Below are 18,281 nucleotides of genomic sequence, written 5' to 3' on the forward strand. Positions count from 1 at the left end.
GGGTTCAGCCGACGCCGAGGCTGCTGATGGTGACCGCCAGCACGATGATCGCGCCACCGAGCACGGTATAGGCGCCGATGTCGAACGGGCGGCTGCGCACCGCCAGCAGCCCGACCCGGGCCGTCGGCAGGCACAACCGGAACACCGCCGCGAGCAGGGTCGCCCCGCCGATGAAGAACGCACCACGCCGCCATCGGTCCTGGGCCACGAAGACCACCGCGACCAGCAGCACCACCACGACCAGCAGCATCGGCAGATGAACCTGGAAGAAGCGGCTCGCCGGGCTGGACTGCTGCGGATGAGTGGTCGGCACGTCGGTCACGGCTGCGATTCTCGCATGTCCGGTCGTGCCGCCACCGGGGAGCGGGGGCGGCCCCCGCGATCAGAGCACGAGGTCGGCCTCGTCGGGCCGAGGGTGCGGCGGGGATGTCGGCGGCGGTCCCGCGCGCGAGAGAGCGGGCTCCGACGCGTGCCATTCATGCCGGGCGGGTACCGTCTCGGTGTGCTCAAGCTGGTGTTCTTCGAACCGCGTATCCCACCGAATACCGGCAATGCGATCCGTTTGGCGGCCGGCACGGGGTGCGAACTGCATCTGATCGAGCCGCTCGGATTCGATCTGTCGGAGCCGAAGCTGCGCCGCGCCGGACTGGACTACCACGACCTCGCGGTGGTGACCGTGCACGAAAACCTTTCCGCCGCATGGAAATCGCTGCGGCCCGAGCGCGTCTTCGCCTTCACCACGCACGCCACCACGCACAACACCGACATCTCCTACCGGGCCGGAGACGTCCTGCTGTTCGGTCCGGAACCGACCGGCCTGCCGGCCGACGTGCTGGCCGACCCGCACATCACCGATCAGCTGCGCATCCCCATGCTGCCCGGTCGCCGGTCGATGAACCTGTCCAACGCCGCGGCGGTCGCGGTGTACGAGGCGTGGCGGCAGCTGGGGTTTCCGGGGGCCGTGTAGGGCCCTCACACGCCTCGGATGTCGATCGCGAAACGTTTGAAGCGGGAGGTGGCGCCCGCGGTGAGGTGGACGGCCGACTTGGGCACACCGTAGTGCTCGGCGAGAAGTTCGATCGCGGCCTTGTTGGCCTTGCCCTCCACCGCGGGAGCGCGCACGTACAGTTGCAGGGTGCCGTCGTCGAGGGTTTCGACGAGGGGGCCCTTGCGGCTGTTGGGTTTGATGGTCGCGCGGACCACGGTCGCCACGTGCTGCTCCTCGATGTTCGGCCGGTGCGACGAGCGTAGCCGCGACGGTTCAGCGGAAATCGCGCGACTTCGAGGCCATGCGCAGGTCCATGCGTTGCAGATGTTCGGCCACCACACTCACCACTCCCTCGGCGTTCTGTACCCGCCCCCGGATCAGCAGCGCGGGAGCGCCCTGGGCGATGCGCCGATAACGGCGCCACAGACCCACCGAACACACCACGTTCACCATGCCGGTCTCGTCCTCCAGATTGATGAAGGTGACCCCGGACGCGGTGGCCGGTCGCTGCCGATGCGTCACCGCACCGCCGATCAGCACCTTCGATCCGTCGGGCACGGCGAGCAGCCGATCGGCGGCGACCACACCGAGTTCGTCCAGCCGCGGGCGCAGGAATTCGGTGGGATACCGGCCGGGCGAGACACCGGTCGCCCACACATCGGCGGCCGCCATCTCCAGGTCGCTCATCCCGGGCAGCGCCGGCGCGTCGGTGACCGCCCCGGTCCCCGGCAGCCGATCCGCCCGCTCCCCCGCCGCCGCACCGGCCGCCCACAGCGCCTGCCGGCGGTCGAGCCCGCGTCCGGATGCGGACTCGATACTGCCGAGCGCACCCGCGGTGGCCAGGGCCTCGGCCTGCGGCACGGTCAACTCGACCCGCCCGGTCAGATCCAGAAACGATCGATAGGGACCGGAAGACCGTGCGGCGACGATCTTTTCGGCCAATTCGTCACCGATGTGCCGGACCGCGGACAAGCCCAGCCGCACCTGGGTTCCGTGCTGTTCGAGCGTCGCTCCGGCCAGGCTGTGATTGATATCCGGCCCGTGGACCACCACCCCGTGCCGGCGGGCGTCGGCCACCAGCGACTGCGGAGAGTAGAAACCCATCGGCTGCGCGTTCAGCAGCCCCGCGCAGAACGCCGCGGGATGATGCAGTTTGAACCAGGCCGAATAGAACACCAGCGCGGCGAAACTCTGCGAATGGCTTTCCGGGAAACCGAAATTCGCGAAGGCGTAGATCTTCTCGTAGATGCGATCGGCCAGTTCTCCGGTGATTCCGTGCAGATCGCGCATGCCCTGATAGAAGCGGCCGCGCAGCCGCTCCATGCGCTGTGGTGACCGTTTCGATCCCATCGCGCGGCGCAACTGGTCCGCCTCGGCGGGGGTGAAACCCGCGATATCGATCGCCATCTGCATGAGTTGTTCCTGGAACAGCGGAATTCCGAGAGTGCGGGCCAGCGAACTCTCGAGCGCCGGATGATCGAGCGTCACCTCCTCCCGGCCGTTGCGCCGGCGGATATAGGGATGCACGGAACCGCCCTGAATGGGACCGGGCCGGATCAGCGCGACCTCCACGACGAGATCGTAGAAGGCACGCGGGCGCAGTCGCGGCAGTGTCGCCATCTGGGCGCGCGACTCGACCTGGAACACTCCCACCGAATCCGCGCGCGCCAGCATCTCGTAGACGGCGGATTCGGTGAGATCGAGGGCGTGCAATTCGACGACCTCACCTGTGTGCTCGCGCACCAGATCGATCATGTAGTGCAGGGCCGAGAGCATGCCCAGGCCGAGCAGATCGAATTTCACCAGACCCGCTGCGGCACAATCGTCCTTGTCCCACTGCAGCACGCTGCGGCCGGGCATGCGCGCCCACTCCACCGGGCAGACGTCGGCGATCGGCCGATCACAGATCACCATGCCGCCGGAATGAATACCGAGATGCCGGGGCAGGCCCTCGATCTCGCCCGCCAGTTCCAGGACGCGGTCCGGAATATCGGTGTGCGTCTCGGACGCCACCCCGGTCCATCGGCTCACCTGTTTGCTGAAGGCGTCCTGCTGTCCGGGTGAAAACCCCAGTGCGCGAGCGGCATCGCGCACCGCCGACTTGCCGCGGTAGGTGATCACATTGGCCACCTGGGCGGCGTATTCGCGACCGTACTTGCGGTAGACGTGCTGGATCGCCTCCTCCCGGCGATCGGATTCGATATCGAGATCGATATCGGGCGGGCCGTCGCGCTCGGGCGCCAGGAAGCGTTCGAACAGCAGATCGTTGGCGACCGGATCCACATTGGTGATGCCGATCGCGTAGCAGACCGCGGAATTGGCCGCCGACCCCCGGCCCTGGCACAGGATGTCGTTCTCCTTGCAGAAGTGGACGATGTCGTGCACGACCAGGAAATAACCGGGGAAATTGAGTTCGGTGATGATCCGCAGTTCGTGTTCGATCTGCCGGTACGCCTTGGGATTTCCCTCCGGCGGGCCGTAACGATCCCGCGCGCCGGTGAGGGTGAGTTCGCGCAGCCAGGAATTCTCGTCGTGATCGGGCGGCACGTCGAACGGCGGTAATTCGGGGGCGATCAAGCGCAGATCGAAGGCGCATTCGCGGGCCAGATCGACCGCCCCGGCCACCGCCTGCGGGCATTCGGCGAAGAGCCGGGCCATTTCCGCACCCGACCGCAGATGCGCGCCGCCGGTGGGCGGCAGCCAGCCGTCGATGTCGTCCAGACTGCGCCGTGCCCGGATCGCCGCCAGCGCCATCGCCCGGCGCCCCTGGGCCGGGGTGGCGAAATGCGCTGCGGTCGTGGCGATCACCGGTACGCCCAACCGTTCGGCCAGCGCGATCAGCCGGGCATTGCGTTCGTCGTCGTCGGGCACTCCGTGGTGGGTGAGTTCGACGCTCACCCGGTCGCGTCCGAACAGATCCATCAGCCGACGCAGCTCCGCCTCCGCTTCGGCGTCACCACGCTCCAGCGCCCGGCGCACATGACCTTTGCGGCAGCCGGTGAGAATATGCCAGTGACCGTCCGCGGCGGCGGCGAGCCGATCCAGGTCGTACCGCAGAATCCCCTTCTCACCGGCCACCATATGTGCCGCCGACATTTCCCGCGACAGCCGCCGATATCCCTCCTGCCCGCGCGCCAGCACCAGCAGATGCGGTCCGGACGGGTCCGGCTCGCCGGTGCGCGGTTGTGAATCGTCCATCGGAGCGGAGCCGAATATCGTTGCCGCGTCGTGGGTTTCACCCAGCGACAATTCGGCGCCGAACACCGTGGGCAGCCCCCATTCGGCGGCGGCCTCGGCGAAACGCACCACCCCGTAGAAGCCGTTGTGATCGGTGAGCGCCAGAGCCTCGAGCCCCAGCCGCACCGCCTCCTCCACCAATTCCTCGGGCTGGCAGGCGCCGTCGAGAAAGCTGTAGGCCGAATGCGTGTGCAATTCCGCATACGGCACCAGCGGACCGCTCGGCTCCGGCCGCATCCCCGCCCGGTATTCGCCGCGCGTATGCGACCACGCCGGGCTGTCCCCGCCGTCCCCCGGCGGTGTGGCCCCGCGACCGGGCAGACCGGAGAGCACCCGCTCCATTTCCGCCCAGGTGGGCGGGCCGTTTCCCCAGCCCATATCCGCACACCTTCGTCGATTCGAACGTATATTCGATACCGATGCTAACTCGCGGGCGCGGCATTCGGAAGGCTGCCTCAGATCAGCGGGTCCGGACGAATATCCCGCCGACCACCGCGGCGACGAGCAGTGCGACGACGGCGACCACCAGCGACGTCCGCAGGCCACCGAGGAAATCACCGGCCACCAGCGTGCCGAATACGGCGACCCCGACCGCGCCGCCGACCTGCCGTGCCGTGTTGAGCTGCGCGGACGCCACGCCGGCCCGGTCGGCCGGCACGCTCTCCAGCACCACACTGGTCATCGCCGGCACGACCGTTCCCGCACCGAAGCCGACCGGGACGGTCGCCACCCAGATCATCCACAGCGGAGCATCCGCGCCGGCCAGGACGAGCAGCAGCAGCCCACCCGCGAAGGCGAGCTGCCCGCCGACGATCGGCGAGCGCGGGCCGACCGCGGCCGTGATCCGGCCTCCGAGCAGATTCGCGGACAGTGCCGCCAGGCTCATCGGCAGGAATACCAGTCCGGTCACCAGCGCCGAATCACCGCGCTGCTCCTGCAGGAACAGCGACAGCAGAAAGACGATGCCGTAGTAGGCGAAGTTCTGGACGAAACCGACGGCCGAGGCGGCCGAGAAGGCAGGATGCGCGAACAGGTCCACCGGCAACATCGGGTCCGCCGCCCGGCGCTCCCACCGGACGAAGAAGATCGCACCGGCGGCTGCCGCGATCAAGCCGGTCAGCACCGGCGCCGAGGTCCAGCCCCGGTGACCGCCCTCGATCAAGCCGTAGGTCGAACCACACAGCACCACAACCACCGTGAGCTGCCCGACCGGATCCATGCCACGGCCGGTGCTCGCGGGCGCCGCCGCCGCCCGGGTGGTGGCCAACAGCCCACAGGCGCCTATCACCAGATTGACCAGGAACAGCGACCGCCAGCCGAGCGTCGCCAGCAATACGCCGCCGATCACCGGTCCGGCTGCCACCGCCGCTCCACCCGCGGCCGCCCACAGGCCGACCGCCCGCGCGCGCCGCCCGGGGTCGGCGTAGGCGTGCCGGACCATCGCCAGAGAGGCCGGCAGCTGGATCGCGGCACCGAGGCCCTGTGCGAACCGGGCGGCGATCAACATCGCGGGAGTCGTCGCCAGACCGCAGGCCAGCGAGGCCGCGACGAACACCGTAAGCCCCGCGCCGAACGCGCGCCGCGCCCCGATCCGATCCGACAGCGTCCCGCCGATCAGCTGGAACGCCGCGAATACCAGCGTGTAACCGTCCACCACCCATTGCAGCTGACTCAGGCCGGCATCGAGCCGGTGCCCGAGCGTGGGCAGCGCGACGTTCACGATGGTGGCGTCCAGGCTGACCATCAGGAATCCGAAGGAGGCCGCGAACAGCGTCCACCGGGCCCGTCCGGACGCCTCGGCGGTCTCGATGCCGGAATTCGACAGGGTGACAGGTGTACTCACGTCGTCAGCATCGATCCCGGGCCGGCCGCCCGACAAGGGCCGAGGGTGCACCTGTCAGGGCTACCCTGAGCGAGGCGCGATGGGTAGGAGGATCCGGGTGGCAGGCACACAGGCGAGCGAGCTGGGTTCGTTCCTGCGCTCGCGCCGGACCGCCCTCGCGCCCGAGGCGGTCGGTATCCGCGTGGAAGGCATGCGGCGCACGACAGGGCTGCGCCGCGCGGAACTGGCCCGGCTCGCGGGGGTCAGCCCCGGCTACTACACGCGGCTGGAGCAGGGGCGTGCCCCGCATCCGTCACCGAGCGTGCTGGCCGCGCTGGCGAATGCGCTGCGACTGTCCGCCGACGAGCGCGAGCACCTGTTCGCGCTCGGCGGCGACATGCGGCTGCAGCCGGCCGAACCGGACGAGCTGTCGCCCGGCGCCCGCCGGATGCTGGAACTGCTGTCGGAGCCGACGGCCGCGTACGTGATCGACCGCTACAGCGACGTCCTGGCGTGGAATGCCGGTGCCGCCGCGATCTTCGGCCATCTGGTCGAGGGCTCCGGCCGTCCGAACAACGTTCGCTATGTCTTCACCGATCCTGAATCCAGACAACGCTTTTCGGACTGGGACGAGATCGCCGCCGACTCGGTGGCACATCTGCGCGCGGCCACCGGCCGGCGCCCGGACGATCCGGCGCTGCGCCGGTTGGTGGCCGACCTGCACGCCGGGAGCGCTGCCTTCCGGGAACTGTGGGCCGATCACGAACTGCGGCACAAGGTCAGCGGGCACAAACGGCTGTATCACCCGCTCGTCGGCGCCTTCACGCTCGACTACGTGGTGCTGGCCGTCCCGAATGTGCCGGGACAGCGGTTGGTGGCTTACAGCGCCGAGCCCGGCACGACCGCGTACGACGCGGTGGTCCGGCTGACGGCGGCTGCGCCGCGGGCCTCGACCGTCGCCGGCTGACCGGGCGAAAACGCCGTAGGCCGCGGCCCGGGGCAGACCGCCGCGATATACGCCGCTGGAATCTCGCTGATTCGAATCCTTTTCGCGGATATCGACTCGCCCTAATGTCACTGCGCGAATCGACGGCGGGAAGGAAAGGGACCCCATGTCTGTACTGGAGTCCGCGCCGGCGAGTACGCGCGCCGCAGGGGAGCACGAGGAGCGGCCTGGACATCTCGGCGCCGCCGAAACCCGAACCGCGGTGGCGGCGAGCCTGATCGGCACCACGGTCGAGTGGTACGACTTCTTCCTCTATTCCACTGCCGCGGGCATCGTATTCAACAAACTGTTCTTCCCGGATACGAGCGCATTCGTCGGAACCATGCTGTCTTTCGCGACCTTCGCGGTCGGTTTCGTGATGCGTCCGGTCGGCGGATTGGTTTTCGGCCATATCGGTGACCGCATCGGGCGCAAACGCACCCTCGCACTGACCATGGCGATCATGGGCGGCTCGACCGCGCTGATGGGCGTGCTGCCGACCAGTGCCGCGATCGGTATCGCGGCGCCGATTCTGTTGCTGGCCTTGCGAATTCTGCAGGGTTTCGCGCTCGGCGGGGAATGGGCCGGTGCGGTGCTGCTGGCGGTGGAACACAGTCCCCGCAAGAAGGTCGGCCGGTTCGGCAGCTATCCGCAGATCGGGTTGGCGCTCGGCCTCGCGCTCGGCACCGGCGTCTTCGCCCTGCTGCGTTCGGTCCTGAGCGAACAGGCCTTTCTCGACTACGGCTGGCGCATCGCCTTCGGCGCCAGCGTGGTCCTGGTGGTCATCGGCCTGGTGGTGCGGCTGAAGATCGACGAGACGCCGGCGTTCCGGGAAATCGACCGGCTCAATCGGATCTCGAAAGTGCCTGTGGTCGAACTGTTCCGGAATGCGCGCACCCGGCGCAACACCGTGCTCGGCCTGCTCTCACGGTGGGGCGAGGGTGCGGCGTTCAACACCTGGGGCGTCTTCGCGATCAGCTTCGCGACCGGGCATCTCGGCTTCGAACAGGTCCCGGTACTGCTCGCGGTCACCATCGCCGCGGTCGTGATGGCCGCACTCATTCCGGTGTCCGGAAAGCTGACCGACAGGTTCGGGCCGCGCCGGGTCTACATCGCCGGTATCGCCGCCTACGGCGTGCTGGTATATCCGGTATTCGCGCTGTTCGAGGCCGGCGATATCGTCGTCTTCACCCTCGCGATCATCGCGGTGTTCGGTGTCGCACACGCGCTGTTCTACGGCGCGCAGGGCACGTTGTACGCCGGGCTGTACCCGCCCGAGGTGCGCTACACCGGACTCTCGTTCGTCTATCAGGTCTCGGGGATCTACGCCTCGGGCATCACCCCGATGATCGTCACGGCCCTGATCGCGGCGGGCGGCAAAACTCCCTGGCTCGCGTGCGGTTATCTGGTGGCGACGGCGGTGATCAGCGTGGTCGCGACGCTGTTCATCAGCGAGGACGACCGGCTGACCGCCTGAGCGGAAAAGAGCGCTACCCTTGGCAGCGGAACTTACTTTGGAGTAAGTTCGGGGGAAACGACCTGCAAGGGAGCAGCGATGTCGGACAACCACGCGGCCGAACACGGCTATCCGTCCCGTCGGCGGGCACGCCGGGATCTCACCGGGAAACACGTCGTCATCACGGGCGCCTCCTCCGGAATCGGACGGGCGGCGGCGAGCGCCGTCGCCGCCAAGGGGGCCGTGGTGCTGCTGCTCGCACGGCGTGACGAGGAACTGAACGCCGTGGTCGAGGAGATCACCGCCGCGGGCGGGCGGGCCTACGCCTACCAGTGCGATGTCACCGATTCCGACTCGGTGGACCGCACCGTGAAGGCGATTCTCGACACGCACGGCCACGTCGACATGCTGGTCAACAATGCCGGGCGCTCCATCCGGCGCGCCGTGCACCGATCCACCGACCGGCTGCACGATTTCGAACGAACCATGGCGGTCAACTACTTCGGTGCGGTGCGAATGACGCTGGCACTGCTGCCCCAGATGCGGGAGCGCACATTCGGCCACATCGTGAACATCTCGAGCGCGGGTGTTCAGGTCGCCACACCGCGGTTCGCCGCCTACCTCGCCAGCAAGGCCGCCCTGGACAAGTTCGCGGAGGTCACGGCGGCCGAGATGCTTTCCGACAACATCACGTTCACGACCATTCACATGCCACTGGTGCGGACGCCGATGATCGCGCCCAGCGGTAAACAGGGCCCCTCGGAATCTCCCGAATGGGCGGCGGCCACCATCGTGCGCGCGCTGAGCGAGCGACCGCGGCGCATCGACGTGCCGGTGGGCACCCTGGCCGAATACGGGACCCTGTTCGCGCCGGGAATCAAGGATCGCGTCATGCACCGGTACTACCGAGCGCTGCCGGACTCCCCCGCCGCCAAGGGCGAACTGCCGGTCGAGGACGAACCGGAGTCGGAAGTGCCCGCGCTGCAGGCGAAACCGCAGCGCACGCCGTCGGCGGCGGGACGGATCACGCGCTCGACGTTGCGCCGCGCCGCACGATTGGTGCCCGGCACCTATTGGTGAACGCGGCGGCAGAGGCGAAATGTCAAGCGATCCGGCGGATTTCGTCCGCGATGATCGCCGACGCCGGTTTGGGGGCGGCACCGCAGCTCGCCTGGCGGGGCGGATAGCCGACGGTCCGCGCGGTGACCAGCCACCGGTGGCCGTCGGTATGGGTCACCTCCGCGGCGCCGGCGAAGGTCGCCGGATCCGAGGCCGAGGCCTCCCGTTCGACCGCCGAGACCGTCAGCTGATCGAGGGCGGCCGGCACCTGTTCCCGCACCGCGATCTCCGCCACCTGCTCGACCGGCGACAGGCCGCTTCGTCCGCGAAACCCCGTCAGCGACAGGCGGTTACGCCGGACCTCGGCCACCGCGCGGACCGCGTCCTCGCCGTCGACCCGGCCGTAGGTCAATCCCTCGGGCAGGATCACCATCGCGGGAGCGAACCGGTGCCCGCCGGTATGCGAGCACTCCCAGACCCGATCCGGATATTCGGCTGCCAGCCGGGCCGCGATCGGACGGCCGAGCCGGGCACAGCACTGATCGCGCTTACCGTGGGCGCACACCAGGGTCAGCGGATCGGTCACCCGTTCACCGATGCCCGGCGCGGGGCCGTTCAGCACGTGCAGGTCGATATCGAGAAGTTGCCTCGGGTCGGTGACGGTCAGACGCTCACACCACGATTCGCCCGGCCGGGAGGCGGCGAGCAGAACCGTTCGCACACCGGTGAATTCGCCGCGGCCGGGACGCCGGATGAGGGTGGGACGCACGCGCGCGGCCCTGGTGCGGGCGGCCAGTTCGGCGGTGAGCTCGGCGCCGAGGACCGCATCGCCGATCACATCGCGGCCCCAGGCGCCGGGTTGTTCGATGCACAGCCAGCCGCTCACCCGGGTCGCGCTGCCCGGCAGGGGAATATCGGCCGCTGCCGCCGAACACGGCAGCCCGTCGAAATCGCTCGCGGGTGCCGGCGAGGTGGGTGGTGCGGAACGGGCATCGGCTCCCACGTTCAGTGCTCCAGGAACGGCAGCACCACCGAAGCGAACTCCCGATACCGGTCGCGGTGGATGCTGTGCCCGCAGGTGAAGGCCTCGACCCGGCAATCCGGCACGCTGGTGCGGAAGATCTCCAACTTCTCGGGGTCGACCATGCCGCCGGGACCGCCGCGCAACATCACCGTGGCCGCGGTGATATCCGCCAGCCCCTCCCACCATTCCGGATGCGGTTTGCGGAACTGCTCGAGCGCCGGAGTGGTCATCGACCGGTCGAAGGCCAGAACCGCACGCGGGTGACGCAGGAGACTGGTGGTGGCGTGCCACAGCTCCGGCACGGACGGCAGCCGGCGGGTGAGAGTGAGTTGTTCGTCACCGGAGCGCAGCGGCAGCGGCTGCTCCTCGAGGACCAGCCGCCGGACCAGCGCCGGCCGTTCGATCGCCACCCAGGAACAGGCGTATCCGCCCAGCGAATGCCCGACCAGATCGACGGTGGTCAGCTCCAGCCGATCGCACAGGCGCAGCAGATCCGCGCCGAAGTCCTCGAACCGGTAGGAGGCGGTGTGTTCGCTGCGGCCGTGTCCACGCAGATCGGGGATGATCACCCGGCGTCCGGATCGGATCAGCGCGGTGGCGAAGCGATCCCAGGTGTGGCCGTCGCCACCCATCCCGTGTACCAGCACCACCGGGACCTCCGAGAGCGGATGCGGCGTCGGCGCGCTGTCCGAATCCCGATAGGCGATCTGCACCCCCGCCAGGGGCACCCGGATGACGTTCGACTCCACGATCAGCCAGGGTACGTCGCCGCGGGCGCCGTCGCCGCAGCGTGTGGGGTGTTCCATAGCCCCGCGACCCGGGCCGGCACTATTCGTAGAGGCCCTCCACGTGCCAGATGTGGTCGTAGCCGAGCAACAGCAGGGCACGCTCCTCGGTGTCGAGCAGGATCTGCGTGCGGACGGCGCCTCCGGAATCGCCGGTGGCCCACCAGCGTTCGTCCAGCAGCCAAGGGCCGGCCCAGCCCGCGACCCGCCACGACTTACTGCCCCAGTGCAATTCGGCCGGGTCGGCGGTGAACATGCCGCGGTCGGTGAGCCAGATCGGACTGCCGTCGCCGGACTCCAGCCGGACCTCGGGATGGTTGACCAGCACCACCGCGGGGGCCGGTTGCGGCAGCCGGCCCGGCCACGGCAGGCCGGGATCGGCGGCGGGAACCAATTCCTCACCGAAGGTGATCAAGGTGACGCGTTCGACGGGACCGCGGCCGCCGCTCAGGACACCGATCCGCACCGCCTCACCGCCCAGCAGACCCTGCACCCGGGTCAGGGCGCGGCGGGCGCGGTGATCCTCCTCGCCGACCCCGCCCCAGAGTCCGAGTTGCAGCGCACCGGCCGCCACCACCTCGACCGGTGCCAGGCGCAGCAGCGTGATCGGAGCGGACGGCGGCGGTTCGGAATCACCCGTCCGCCCGCGTTTCCCCCGGGTCAGGGCGCGATGGGTCAGCCAGCCGTCCAGCTGCCAGCGCACCCGGTCCGCGGTGGTTTCCGGGGTGAGCGGCTGGGCACAGCGCCAGATTCTCGACAGGTGTTCCCCGGCCGCGGTTTCGGCGTGGACCTCGAGCCGGGTGCAGGCCACCGAGGCCGCCGCCAGGCGTTCGTGCAGCCGGGTGGCGAGCATGCGACCGGCGAAGGCGGCGGCATCGACCCGCTCGATCGGCGGATCGCACCGATACTCCACCACCAGATCCGGGGCGGGCGGGGCCGCCGAGGGCGGGCGCTCCGGCTCGGCGCGGGCACACCGGTGCGCCCGGATCGCGTCGGCGCCGAACCGGGAGGCGACCTCGGCGGGCGTGAGGGCCGCGAAATCGCCGATGCGGCGTAAACCCAAGCGATGCAACAGATCCACCAGTTCGGCACGTTCCGGCGGAGCCAGGCTCGGCTCGACGGCCAGCTCGCCCACCGGCAGCGGCGCCAGGAACCTCGCGGCGGCGCCGGGCGCGACGATCTGCGCCCGGCGCGCGGCTATCACCGCGGCCGACAGTTCGTCGGCGATGCCGATCCGGCATTCCACACCGAGGGCGGCGACCGCGTCGACCAGGCGTTCGGCGGCCTCCTCCTCGGAACCGAAGTAGCGGGCGGCGCCGCGGGCAGCGAGTACCAGCAGGCCGGGACGCAAGACCTCCACTCCCGGCACCGTCGCGTCCACGGCCGTCGCCACCGGTTCGAACAGACGCGCGTCGCGGTCCGGATCGGCTTGGGCCACATGAAGATCCGGGCACCGCGCCTGCGCCTCGCGCCTGGTCAGACCGCGCCGCACCCCCGCGTCGCGGGCCACCGCCGAACAGGCCACCACCCGATTCGCGTGCAACACCACCACCGGCCGCAGCGGTGAGAGGTCGGCCACGGCAGCCGCCGCGGCGGCCGGCCAGTCCGGACACCACACCGCCAGGACGCGAAACCCGGGGCGCTTCATCACGCCCCCACCGCCGAGAGCGCCGTCGGCGGCGAATCCGATTCCGGTACAAGCCATTCGACCCGGCCGTCGCGCGGGCACAGGTCGAGCGTGCCGGTGCGCTCCGGCGCGGACCGGCCGCGCACGCAGACGTCCAGGCGCACCGTTCGCAGCCGGCCGCGGCCCCGCCCCAGGCCCGAATAGCCCGCGACCCGGGTGTCGATCCGCAGCGTCGGACCGCTCCAGGCGCCACCGGTCACCACGAGCGTGGCCCCTTTGCTGCGGGCGCGGGCGGCGAGAATGCGAGTCCGGCTGGGCGGCACCGACATACCGGCCAGGCCGACCACCACCAGATCCAAACCATCCAGCAACACTGCGGCGACCTCCACCGGATCCGGACCGGGCTCGGTCACCACGGCCAGCCGGCCCAGATCGGCGCCCATCTCCGCGGCGGCGAGAAGTCCGAGTCGCGGCAAGCCGACGGCCGCGGCGTAACCACCCTCGCCGGTCACCGCGGCCAGCAGGCCGGTCAGCAGCGAACCCGCACCCGAGTAGGCCACCACCGCCCCCTTCGGCATTCCGCCCTCGGGCAGGAGACCGGCCAGCGCGGGCGGTACGGGAAGAAGCTCTCTGCGCAGTTCAGCACTTGTCGGCGGGCGCTCCACGACCTCGACCCCACGGGCCGGGACCGCGGCCATCCGCCGACGCAGCTCCGCCAGCTGCACCGCCCGCGCATCACCAGCCGAACCCATCTCGCCGACCACCTATCTCTCACCGAATGGACTCCACCGCACTCGATGCACCGCACCGCCGCACCGGCTACATTCCGCTCCTCCTCCGCCTCACTCGCCGCATCGGACCCCACCACCCTTCGGCAGCGCAGAAGCACCGGCGAGAGGGCACAGCACCGTTTCAGCTATCGATCTTAATCGAATATACGTTCGATCCGGTGACAGTAGAACCTTCCGACCGGTCTCCGTCAAGCCGCACCGGCCCACGTGTCACATCAGCCCCAGTGCGACTGTTCCGTCACCGATCGTGGCTGTTGCCCAGACCACCTCTCGGGGGCGTCCGGCAGGCCGCCCGCCGGGCTGTGACCGCCGCCGACCCCGGTCCGAAGCAGGCCGGTCGTCCTGGTTTTCGGCTATCCTCGCGCCGTGACCGAACGCGCCCGCCCCATCGTCGGCCCCGACTATCTCGTCGCCGGCCGTTACCGCCTGCAGTCCAAACTCGGAGGCGGCGGCATGGGTGCGGTATGGCTCGCCACCGATCGGCTGCTCAACCGCGAGGTCGCCATCAAGCAGGTGCTCACCACCGCCGGACTCAGCGAGGCCGAGGCGACCGAGGTGCGCAACCGGATCGTGCACGAGGGCCGGGTCGCGGCCAAGCTCTCGCACGAACACGCCATCGCCGTCTACGACGTGGTGCTCGAGGCGGGCGAACCGTGGCTGGTGATGGAGTATCTGCCCTCACGCAGCGTCGCCAAGGCGCTGGCGCTGGCCGACACCCTCTCCCCCATCGAAGTCGCGCAGATCGGCGCGCAGGTGGCCGATGCGCTGGCCACCGCCCACGCCGCCGGAATCGTGCATCGCGATATCAAACCGGGCAACATCCTCGTCGCCGATCGGGGCTCCGAGGTGGGGATGGCCAAACTCAGCGACTTCGGTATCTCCAGTGCCGGCGAGGCTTTCGACGAACCGGAGGACGTGATCACCGGCACCCCGTCCTATCTGCCGCCGGAGGTGGCGCGCGGTGCTCAGCCGGGGCCGGCCAGCGACGTATTCTCCCTCGGCGCAACGTTGTACACCGCGATCGAGGGGCATCCGCCGTACGGATTCGACGACGACAACGACGTCATCGTCACGCGCGCGGCGATGGCGCAGATCATTCCGCCCACTCGCAGCGGGCCGCTCACCCAGGTCCTGCTGCACATGATGGAACCGGCGCCGCAGCGTCGCCCCACCATGGCCGAAGCCCGCGAGGAAATCCTCACCGCCGCATTCGGTCCCGGCACCGGGCCTTATATCCTCGGCGCTCCGATCCGCACCGAGGACGGCACCATTCCGGCCTGGGCGGCCCGCAATTCGGCGGCCGGACTGCGCAGTCCGCATTCCGCGCCGCTGCCCCGCCCGCCGCGGGTCGCCGCGACCGGTTCCGTTGCGCAGCAACAGAAATTGGGGAAATCGAAACTCGTCGACATCGACTTCACGAAGTTCGGGCCCAATGCGGCGCCGCTCGCGATCGCGGTGGGGCTGCTGATCGGACTGCTCATCCTGATCGTGGTGCTCGTCGCCGCGATGTAGGCGCGACTCAGTCGATGCGCCGCCGGTGCGCCCAGCGAGTCAGCGCATTGCGGTTGGACTGCTGGGTCTTTCGCAGCACGTTGGAGGCGTGGGTTTCCACGGTTTTCACCGAGATGAACAGGGTTTCGGCGATTTCGCGATAGGTGTAGCCGCGCGCCAGCAGGCGCAGCACCTCCAGTTCGCGCGGGGTCAGCGAATCCAGTTCCGGGTCCAGCGGGGGTTCGGGAGCCGGTGAGCGTCCGGTGAACGAGTCCAGCACGAAACCGGCCAGCCGCGGACTGAACACCGCGTCACCGCCCGCGACGCGCCGAATGCCTTCGGCCAGTTCGGAACCGGAGATGGTCTTGGTGACGTACCCGCGCGCGCCCGCGCGGATCACCGCGATCACATCCTCGGCGGCATCGGAGACGCTCAGCGCCAGACATACCGGGCCGTTGCCCGACGCCGAACCGTTCGGACGATCGTCGATGCCCTGCAGGACCGCGACACCTCCGCCGTCGGGCATGTGCACATCCAGCAACACCACATCGGGTCGGGCGGCGTCGATTCCGGCCACGGCCTCGGCCACGGTGCCCGCTTCCCCGACGACATCCATATCGGCTTCGCGGCTCAACTCCGCCCGCACCCCGGACCGGAACACGGCGTGGTCGTCGACCAGAAAAACCCGGATCGTCACAGTTCTCCTCACCTCGAGCCGGCCCGCTGCCGGGCGCGGCAGCGCCAACTCATCGGTACCACATCGGCGGTCGGGGTGCTCGGAACCGGCATCGAGGACGGCGGCATCACCGTCCGCCCGGATTCTGCCCACTTCGCGGGTGCGTCCGCTAGTGCGACCGGCGGGGGCCGGTCTCCGCGGCCTCCCCTCGCGGTCCCCCGGTCTCGGCCTGCTGTGTCTCGGGCTGCTGTGTCTCGGGCTGCTGGGACCGGCCCTGCGCATCGCCGACCCGGTCCGCCTCGCCGGATGCGGGCATCTCGGTCTCGGCGCCGTCGCAGCCACCGGTTTCGCCCTGGCCCTCGGAATCCTTGCGCGGCATCATGATTCGCACCTCGGTGCCGCGACCGGGTGCGGTCTGCACCTCGACGGTGCCGCCGCGGCGCTCGATCCGGGCATGAATCGATTTCGCCAGGCCCTGCCGGTCCGCCGGGACCGCGGCCGGATCGAACCCGGTGCCACGATCGCGCACGAAAATACTGACCTGATGCGGTTCCACCTCGGCGAAGACGTCGATGGCCGGCACACCGGCATGTTTGGCGGCGTTGACCAGCGCCTCGCGGGTAGCGCCGAGCAGGGCGGTGAAATGTTCCTTCGGCAGGCCGAATCCGGTATCGCCGACATCCATCGAGACGTCGCCGACGGTCACCGGAGTCACCTGCACCCCGTGCTGGTCCTCCACCTCACCGGCGATCGTGCGCAGGGCGGCGGCCAAACTCGACTGCGCGGGCATGGAATCCTCGAACAACCACTTCCGCAGTTCCCGCTCCTGGCTGCGGGCCAGCCGGGCGACCTCCTGCGGGTCGTCGGCCTGCCGCTGGATCAGCGCCAGGGTCTGCAGGACCGAATCGTGCAGATGTGAGGCGATCTCCTCACGTTCCTCGTTGCGGATGCGTGCCGAGCGTTCGGCATTGAGGGCGTGCATCATGCGCAACCACAGCGGCACCGTCAGCAGACCGACGCCGATCAGGGTGACCGCGACCGCGATCAGTGCCGAACCCAGCGAGCTCAGGTTGATGCGGGCCAGCACCACCACGCCCAGCCCGACCACGATCAGCGTCGCCCCGGCCAGGATTCGTGTCCAGGTGAGCACGGTCGGCCGTGCGGGCAGGCCCAGGATGGAACGCGGTCCCTCGGCATCGAATTCGCGCCACACCAGCGCCGCGCCGACGGCGACCACGATGATCGGCGCCACCACCCGCGCCGCGGTCCCGTTGAACAACCACGCCATCGACACCGACAGCGCCAGCCCGAGCAGTACCAGCCCGACCGCCTGCCGCCGCTCGGAAGCCGTGGGCGGCGGCCCGTCCGCACCCGACGGTGTGAAGATCCACAGCAGCCCGTAGGCCACGATCCCCGCGCCCATCAAGGCCGACAGCAGGACGAACGCCATCCGCACCTTGAAGACGTCGACCCCCAGGTGGTCGGCGATACCGCCCGCGACCCCGCCCACGACCCGGCCACCGGACCGCCGCAGCAACCGCGGCTGTTCGACCACCGGATCGGCGCCCCGGCCGTCCGGCCCGAGACCGTCCACACCGGCCCGAGGTTCGAACCCCACGCGGCCGTCGAACCCCGAACGCGCGTCGAATGCGGGCATGGAGGGGTACATGCCTTCGATACTGGCACGTCATCCCGACAACCGACCATCGGGAAATACCCGGATTCCCGATCTCGGGGTGCCGGCGACGCCGGGTCATCCGAAGCGGTGGGCACGCACCAGCGAGAGGCCGCCCAGAACCACGCCGCCCAGTCCGAGCACCACCGCGGCGATCGCACCGGCGAGCCCGTTGCCGGTCCCGAAACCACCGGCGGCATCGGCCCCGTGAATCCCGCCGACGACCACGGCGATCGCTCCCAGCGCCAGCGCCGTGACGGACCGGGACCGGCGGGTGCCGGCGCGGCGGGTTCGAGCCGAGACCGCCAGGCCACCGGCGATCACACTGATCAAGCCCACGAAGGCCGCGATGGTGGGAACGGTCCGGCCGACGCCGACTTCGTACCCGGCGACGACGGAGACGTGGGTGGTCGAGAGCGCGGCGAATACATCGAGTGTGGACATCGCGAATCCTTCCGGTCGAGCGACAGCCGCCTGCCGTGCGGGTCACGGACGGGATCGGCTGCGGACGCGACGATCGTCGCGCCGCGCCCCACCCCGCGGCATCGGCCGGGGATCGACGACGACTACGCCGTTCGGCGTAGACGACCGACGTGCGATCACGCACCGTGACGTAGCAGGCCGCGTGCTCGACACGACGTCCCGGTCGGGTGCGGGCTTCTATG

16 protein-coding genes are annotated in these 18,281 nt (G+C 69.7%); 5 read left to right on the forward strand and 11 right to left on the reverse strand.

Features of this window, described 5'->3' with window-relative positions:
- Nucleotides 1-4 precede the first annotated feature (4 nt).
- Nucleotides 5-250, reverse strand: a complete 246-nt coding sequence (locus NA3_RS00955; protein ID WP_081879271.1) for a DUF3017 domain-containing protein — start codon at nt 248-250, stop codon at nt 5-7.
- 228 nt (nt 251-478) lie between these two features.
- Between NA3_RS00955 and NA3_RS00960 the strand changes: the two genes are divergently transcribed.
- Nucleotides 479-967, forward strand: coding sequence for a tRNA (cytidine(34)-2'-O)-methyltransferase (locus NA3_RS00960; RefSeq protein ID WP_265338023.1), 489 nt, complete (start codon nt 479-481; stop codon nt 965-967).
- A 5-nt stretch (nt 968-972) separates the two neighbouring features.
- Here NA3_RS00960 and NA3_RS00965 read toward each other — a convergent pair whose 3' ends face one another.
- The 3 genes from NA3_RS00965 to NA3_RS00975 form a co-directional block, all read right to left on the reverse strand.
- Nucleotides 973-1,212, reverse strand: a complete 240-nt coding sequence (locus tag NA3_RS00965) for a DUF167 domain-containing protein (RefSeq protein ID WP_062961685.1) — start codon at nt 1,210-1,212, stop codon at nt 973-975.
- A 49-nt stretch (nt 1,213-1,261) separates the two neighbouring features.
- Entirely contained in the window at nt 1,262-4,603 is a 3,342-nt protein-coding gene (locus NA3_RS00970; protein ID WP_062961686.1) for an error-prone DNA polymerase, read from the reverse strand.
- 82 nt (nt 4,604-4,685) lie between these two features.
- Entirely contained in the window at nt 4,686-6,068 is a 1,383-nt protein-coding gene (locus tag NA3_RS00975; RefSeq protein WP_062961687.1) for an MFS transporter, read from the reverse strand.
- A gap of 97 nt (nt 6,069-6,165) precedes the next feature.
- Between NA3_RS00975 and NA3_RS00980 the strand changes: the two genes are divergently transcribed.
- From NA3_RS00980 to NA3_RS00990, 3 genes are all read left to right on the forward strand, one after another.
- Nucleotides 6,166-7,014, forward strand: coding sequence for a helix-turn-helix transcriptional regulator (locus NA3_RS00980; RefSeq protein ID WP_062961688.1), 849 nt, complete (start codon nt 6,166-6,168; stop codon nt 7,012-7,014).
- Between the two features lie 145 nt (nt 7,015-7,159).
- Nucleotides 7,160-8,509: an MFS transporter gene (locus NA3_RS00985; protein WP_062961689.1), complete on the forward strand. Its 1,350-nt coding sequence runs from the start codon at nt 7,160-7,162 to the stop codon at nt 8,507-8,509.
- 78 nt (nt 8,510-8,587) lie between these two features.
- Nucleotides 8,588-9,568 carry an SDR family NAD(P)-dependent oxidoreductase gene (locus tag NA3_RS00990; RefSeq protein ID WP_062961690.1) on the forward strand — a complete coding sequence of 327 codons (981 nt, stop codon included), beginning with the start codon at nt 8,588-8,590 and terminating at the stop codon, nt 9,566-9,568.
- 22 nt (nt 9,569-9,590) lie between these two features.
- Here the strand turns inward: NA3_RS00990 and NA3_RS00995 are convergent, their stop codons facing one another.
- The 4 genes from NA3_RS00995 to imuA' form a co-directional block, all read right to left on the reverse strand.
- Nucleotides 9,591-10,487: a ferredoxin family protein gene (locus NA3_RS00995; protein ID WP_062961798.1), complete on the reverse strand. Its 897-nt coding sequence runs from the start codon at nt 10,485-10,487 to the stop codon at nt 9,591-9,593.
- A 65-nt stretch (nt 10,488-10,552) separates the two neighbouring features.
- Complete coding sequence (locus NA3_RS01000) at nt 10,553-11,320, reverse strand: alpha/beta fold hydrolase (protein WP_062961799.1); 768 nt, start codon at nt 11,318-11,320, stop codon at nt 10,553-10,555.
- A gap of 79 nt (nt 11,321-11,399) precedes the next feature.
- On the reverse strand, nt 11,400-13,004 hold the full coding sequence (locus tag NA3_RS01005; protein ID WP_062961800.1) for a DNA polymerase Y family protein: 1,605 nt from the start codon (nt 13,002-13,004) through the stop codon (nt 11,400-11,402).
- Entirely contained in the window at nt 13,004-13,735 is a 732-nt protein-coding gene (imuA', locus tag NA3_RS01010; RefSeq protein WP_062961801.1) for a DnaE2-dependent mutagenesis accessory factor ImuA', read from the reverse strand. The genes NA3_RS01005 and imuA' overlap by 1 nt, the downstream gene beginning before the upstream one ends.
- A gap of 405 nt (nt 13,736-14,140) precedes the next feature.
- On the opposite strand from imuA', the gene NA3_RS01015 reads away from it, so the two are divergent.
- Complete coding sequence (locus NA3_RS01015) at nt 14,141-15,286, forward strand: serine/threonine-protein kinase (protein ID WP_062961691.1); 1,146 nt, start codon at nt 14,141-14,143, stop codon at nt 15,284-15,286.
- A gap of 7 nt (nt 15,287-15,293) precedes the next feature.
- Here NA3_RS01015 and NA3_RS01020 read toward each other — a convergent pair whose 3' ends face one another.
- The 3 genes from NA3_RS01020 to NA3_RS01030 all read right to left on the reverse strand — a co-directional run bounded on the left by NA3_RS01020 (nt 15,294) and on the right by NA3_RS01030 (nt 18,060).
- Nucleotides 15,294-15,956, reverse strand: a complete 663-nt coding sequence (locus NA3_RS01020) for a response regulator (RefSeq protein ID WP_036498325.1) — start codon at nt 15,954-15,956, stop codon at nt 15,294-15,296.
- Between the two features lie 154 nt (nt 15,957-16,110).
- Entirely contained in the window at nt 16,111-17,610 is a 1,500-nt protein-coding gene (locus tag NA3_RS01025) for an ATP-binding protein (protein ID WP_128145089.1), read from the reverse strand.
- Between the two features lie 84 nt (nt 17,611-17,694).
- The gene (locus NA3_RS01030; RefSeq protein ID WP_062961692.1) at nt 17,695-18,060 is read right to left on the reverse strand and encodes a DUF6223 family protein; all 366 of its coding nucleotides are present in this window, start codon (nt 18,058-18,060) and stop codon (nt 17,695-17,697) included.
- Nucleotides 18,061-18,281: the final 221 nt, after the last annotated feature.

It is taken from the genome of Nocardia africana NBRC 100379 (assembly GCF_001612635.1).
In the GTDB taxonomy this organism is placed as follows: domain Bacteria; phylum Actinomycetota; class Actinomycetes; order Mycobacteriales; family Mycobacteriaceae; genus Nocardia; species Nocardia africana.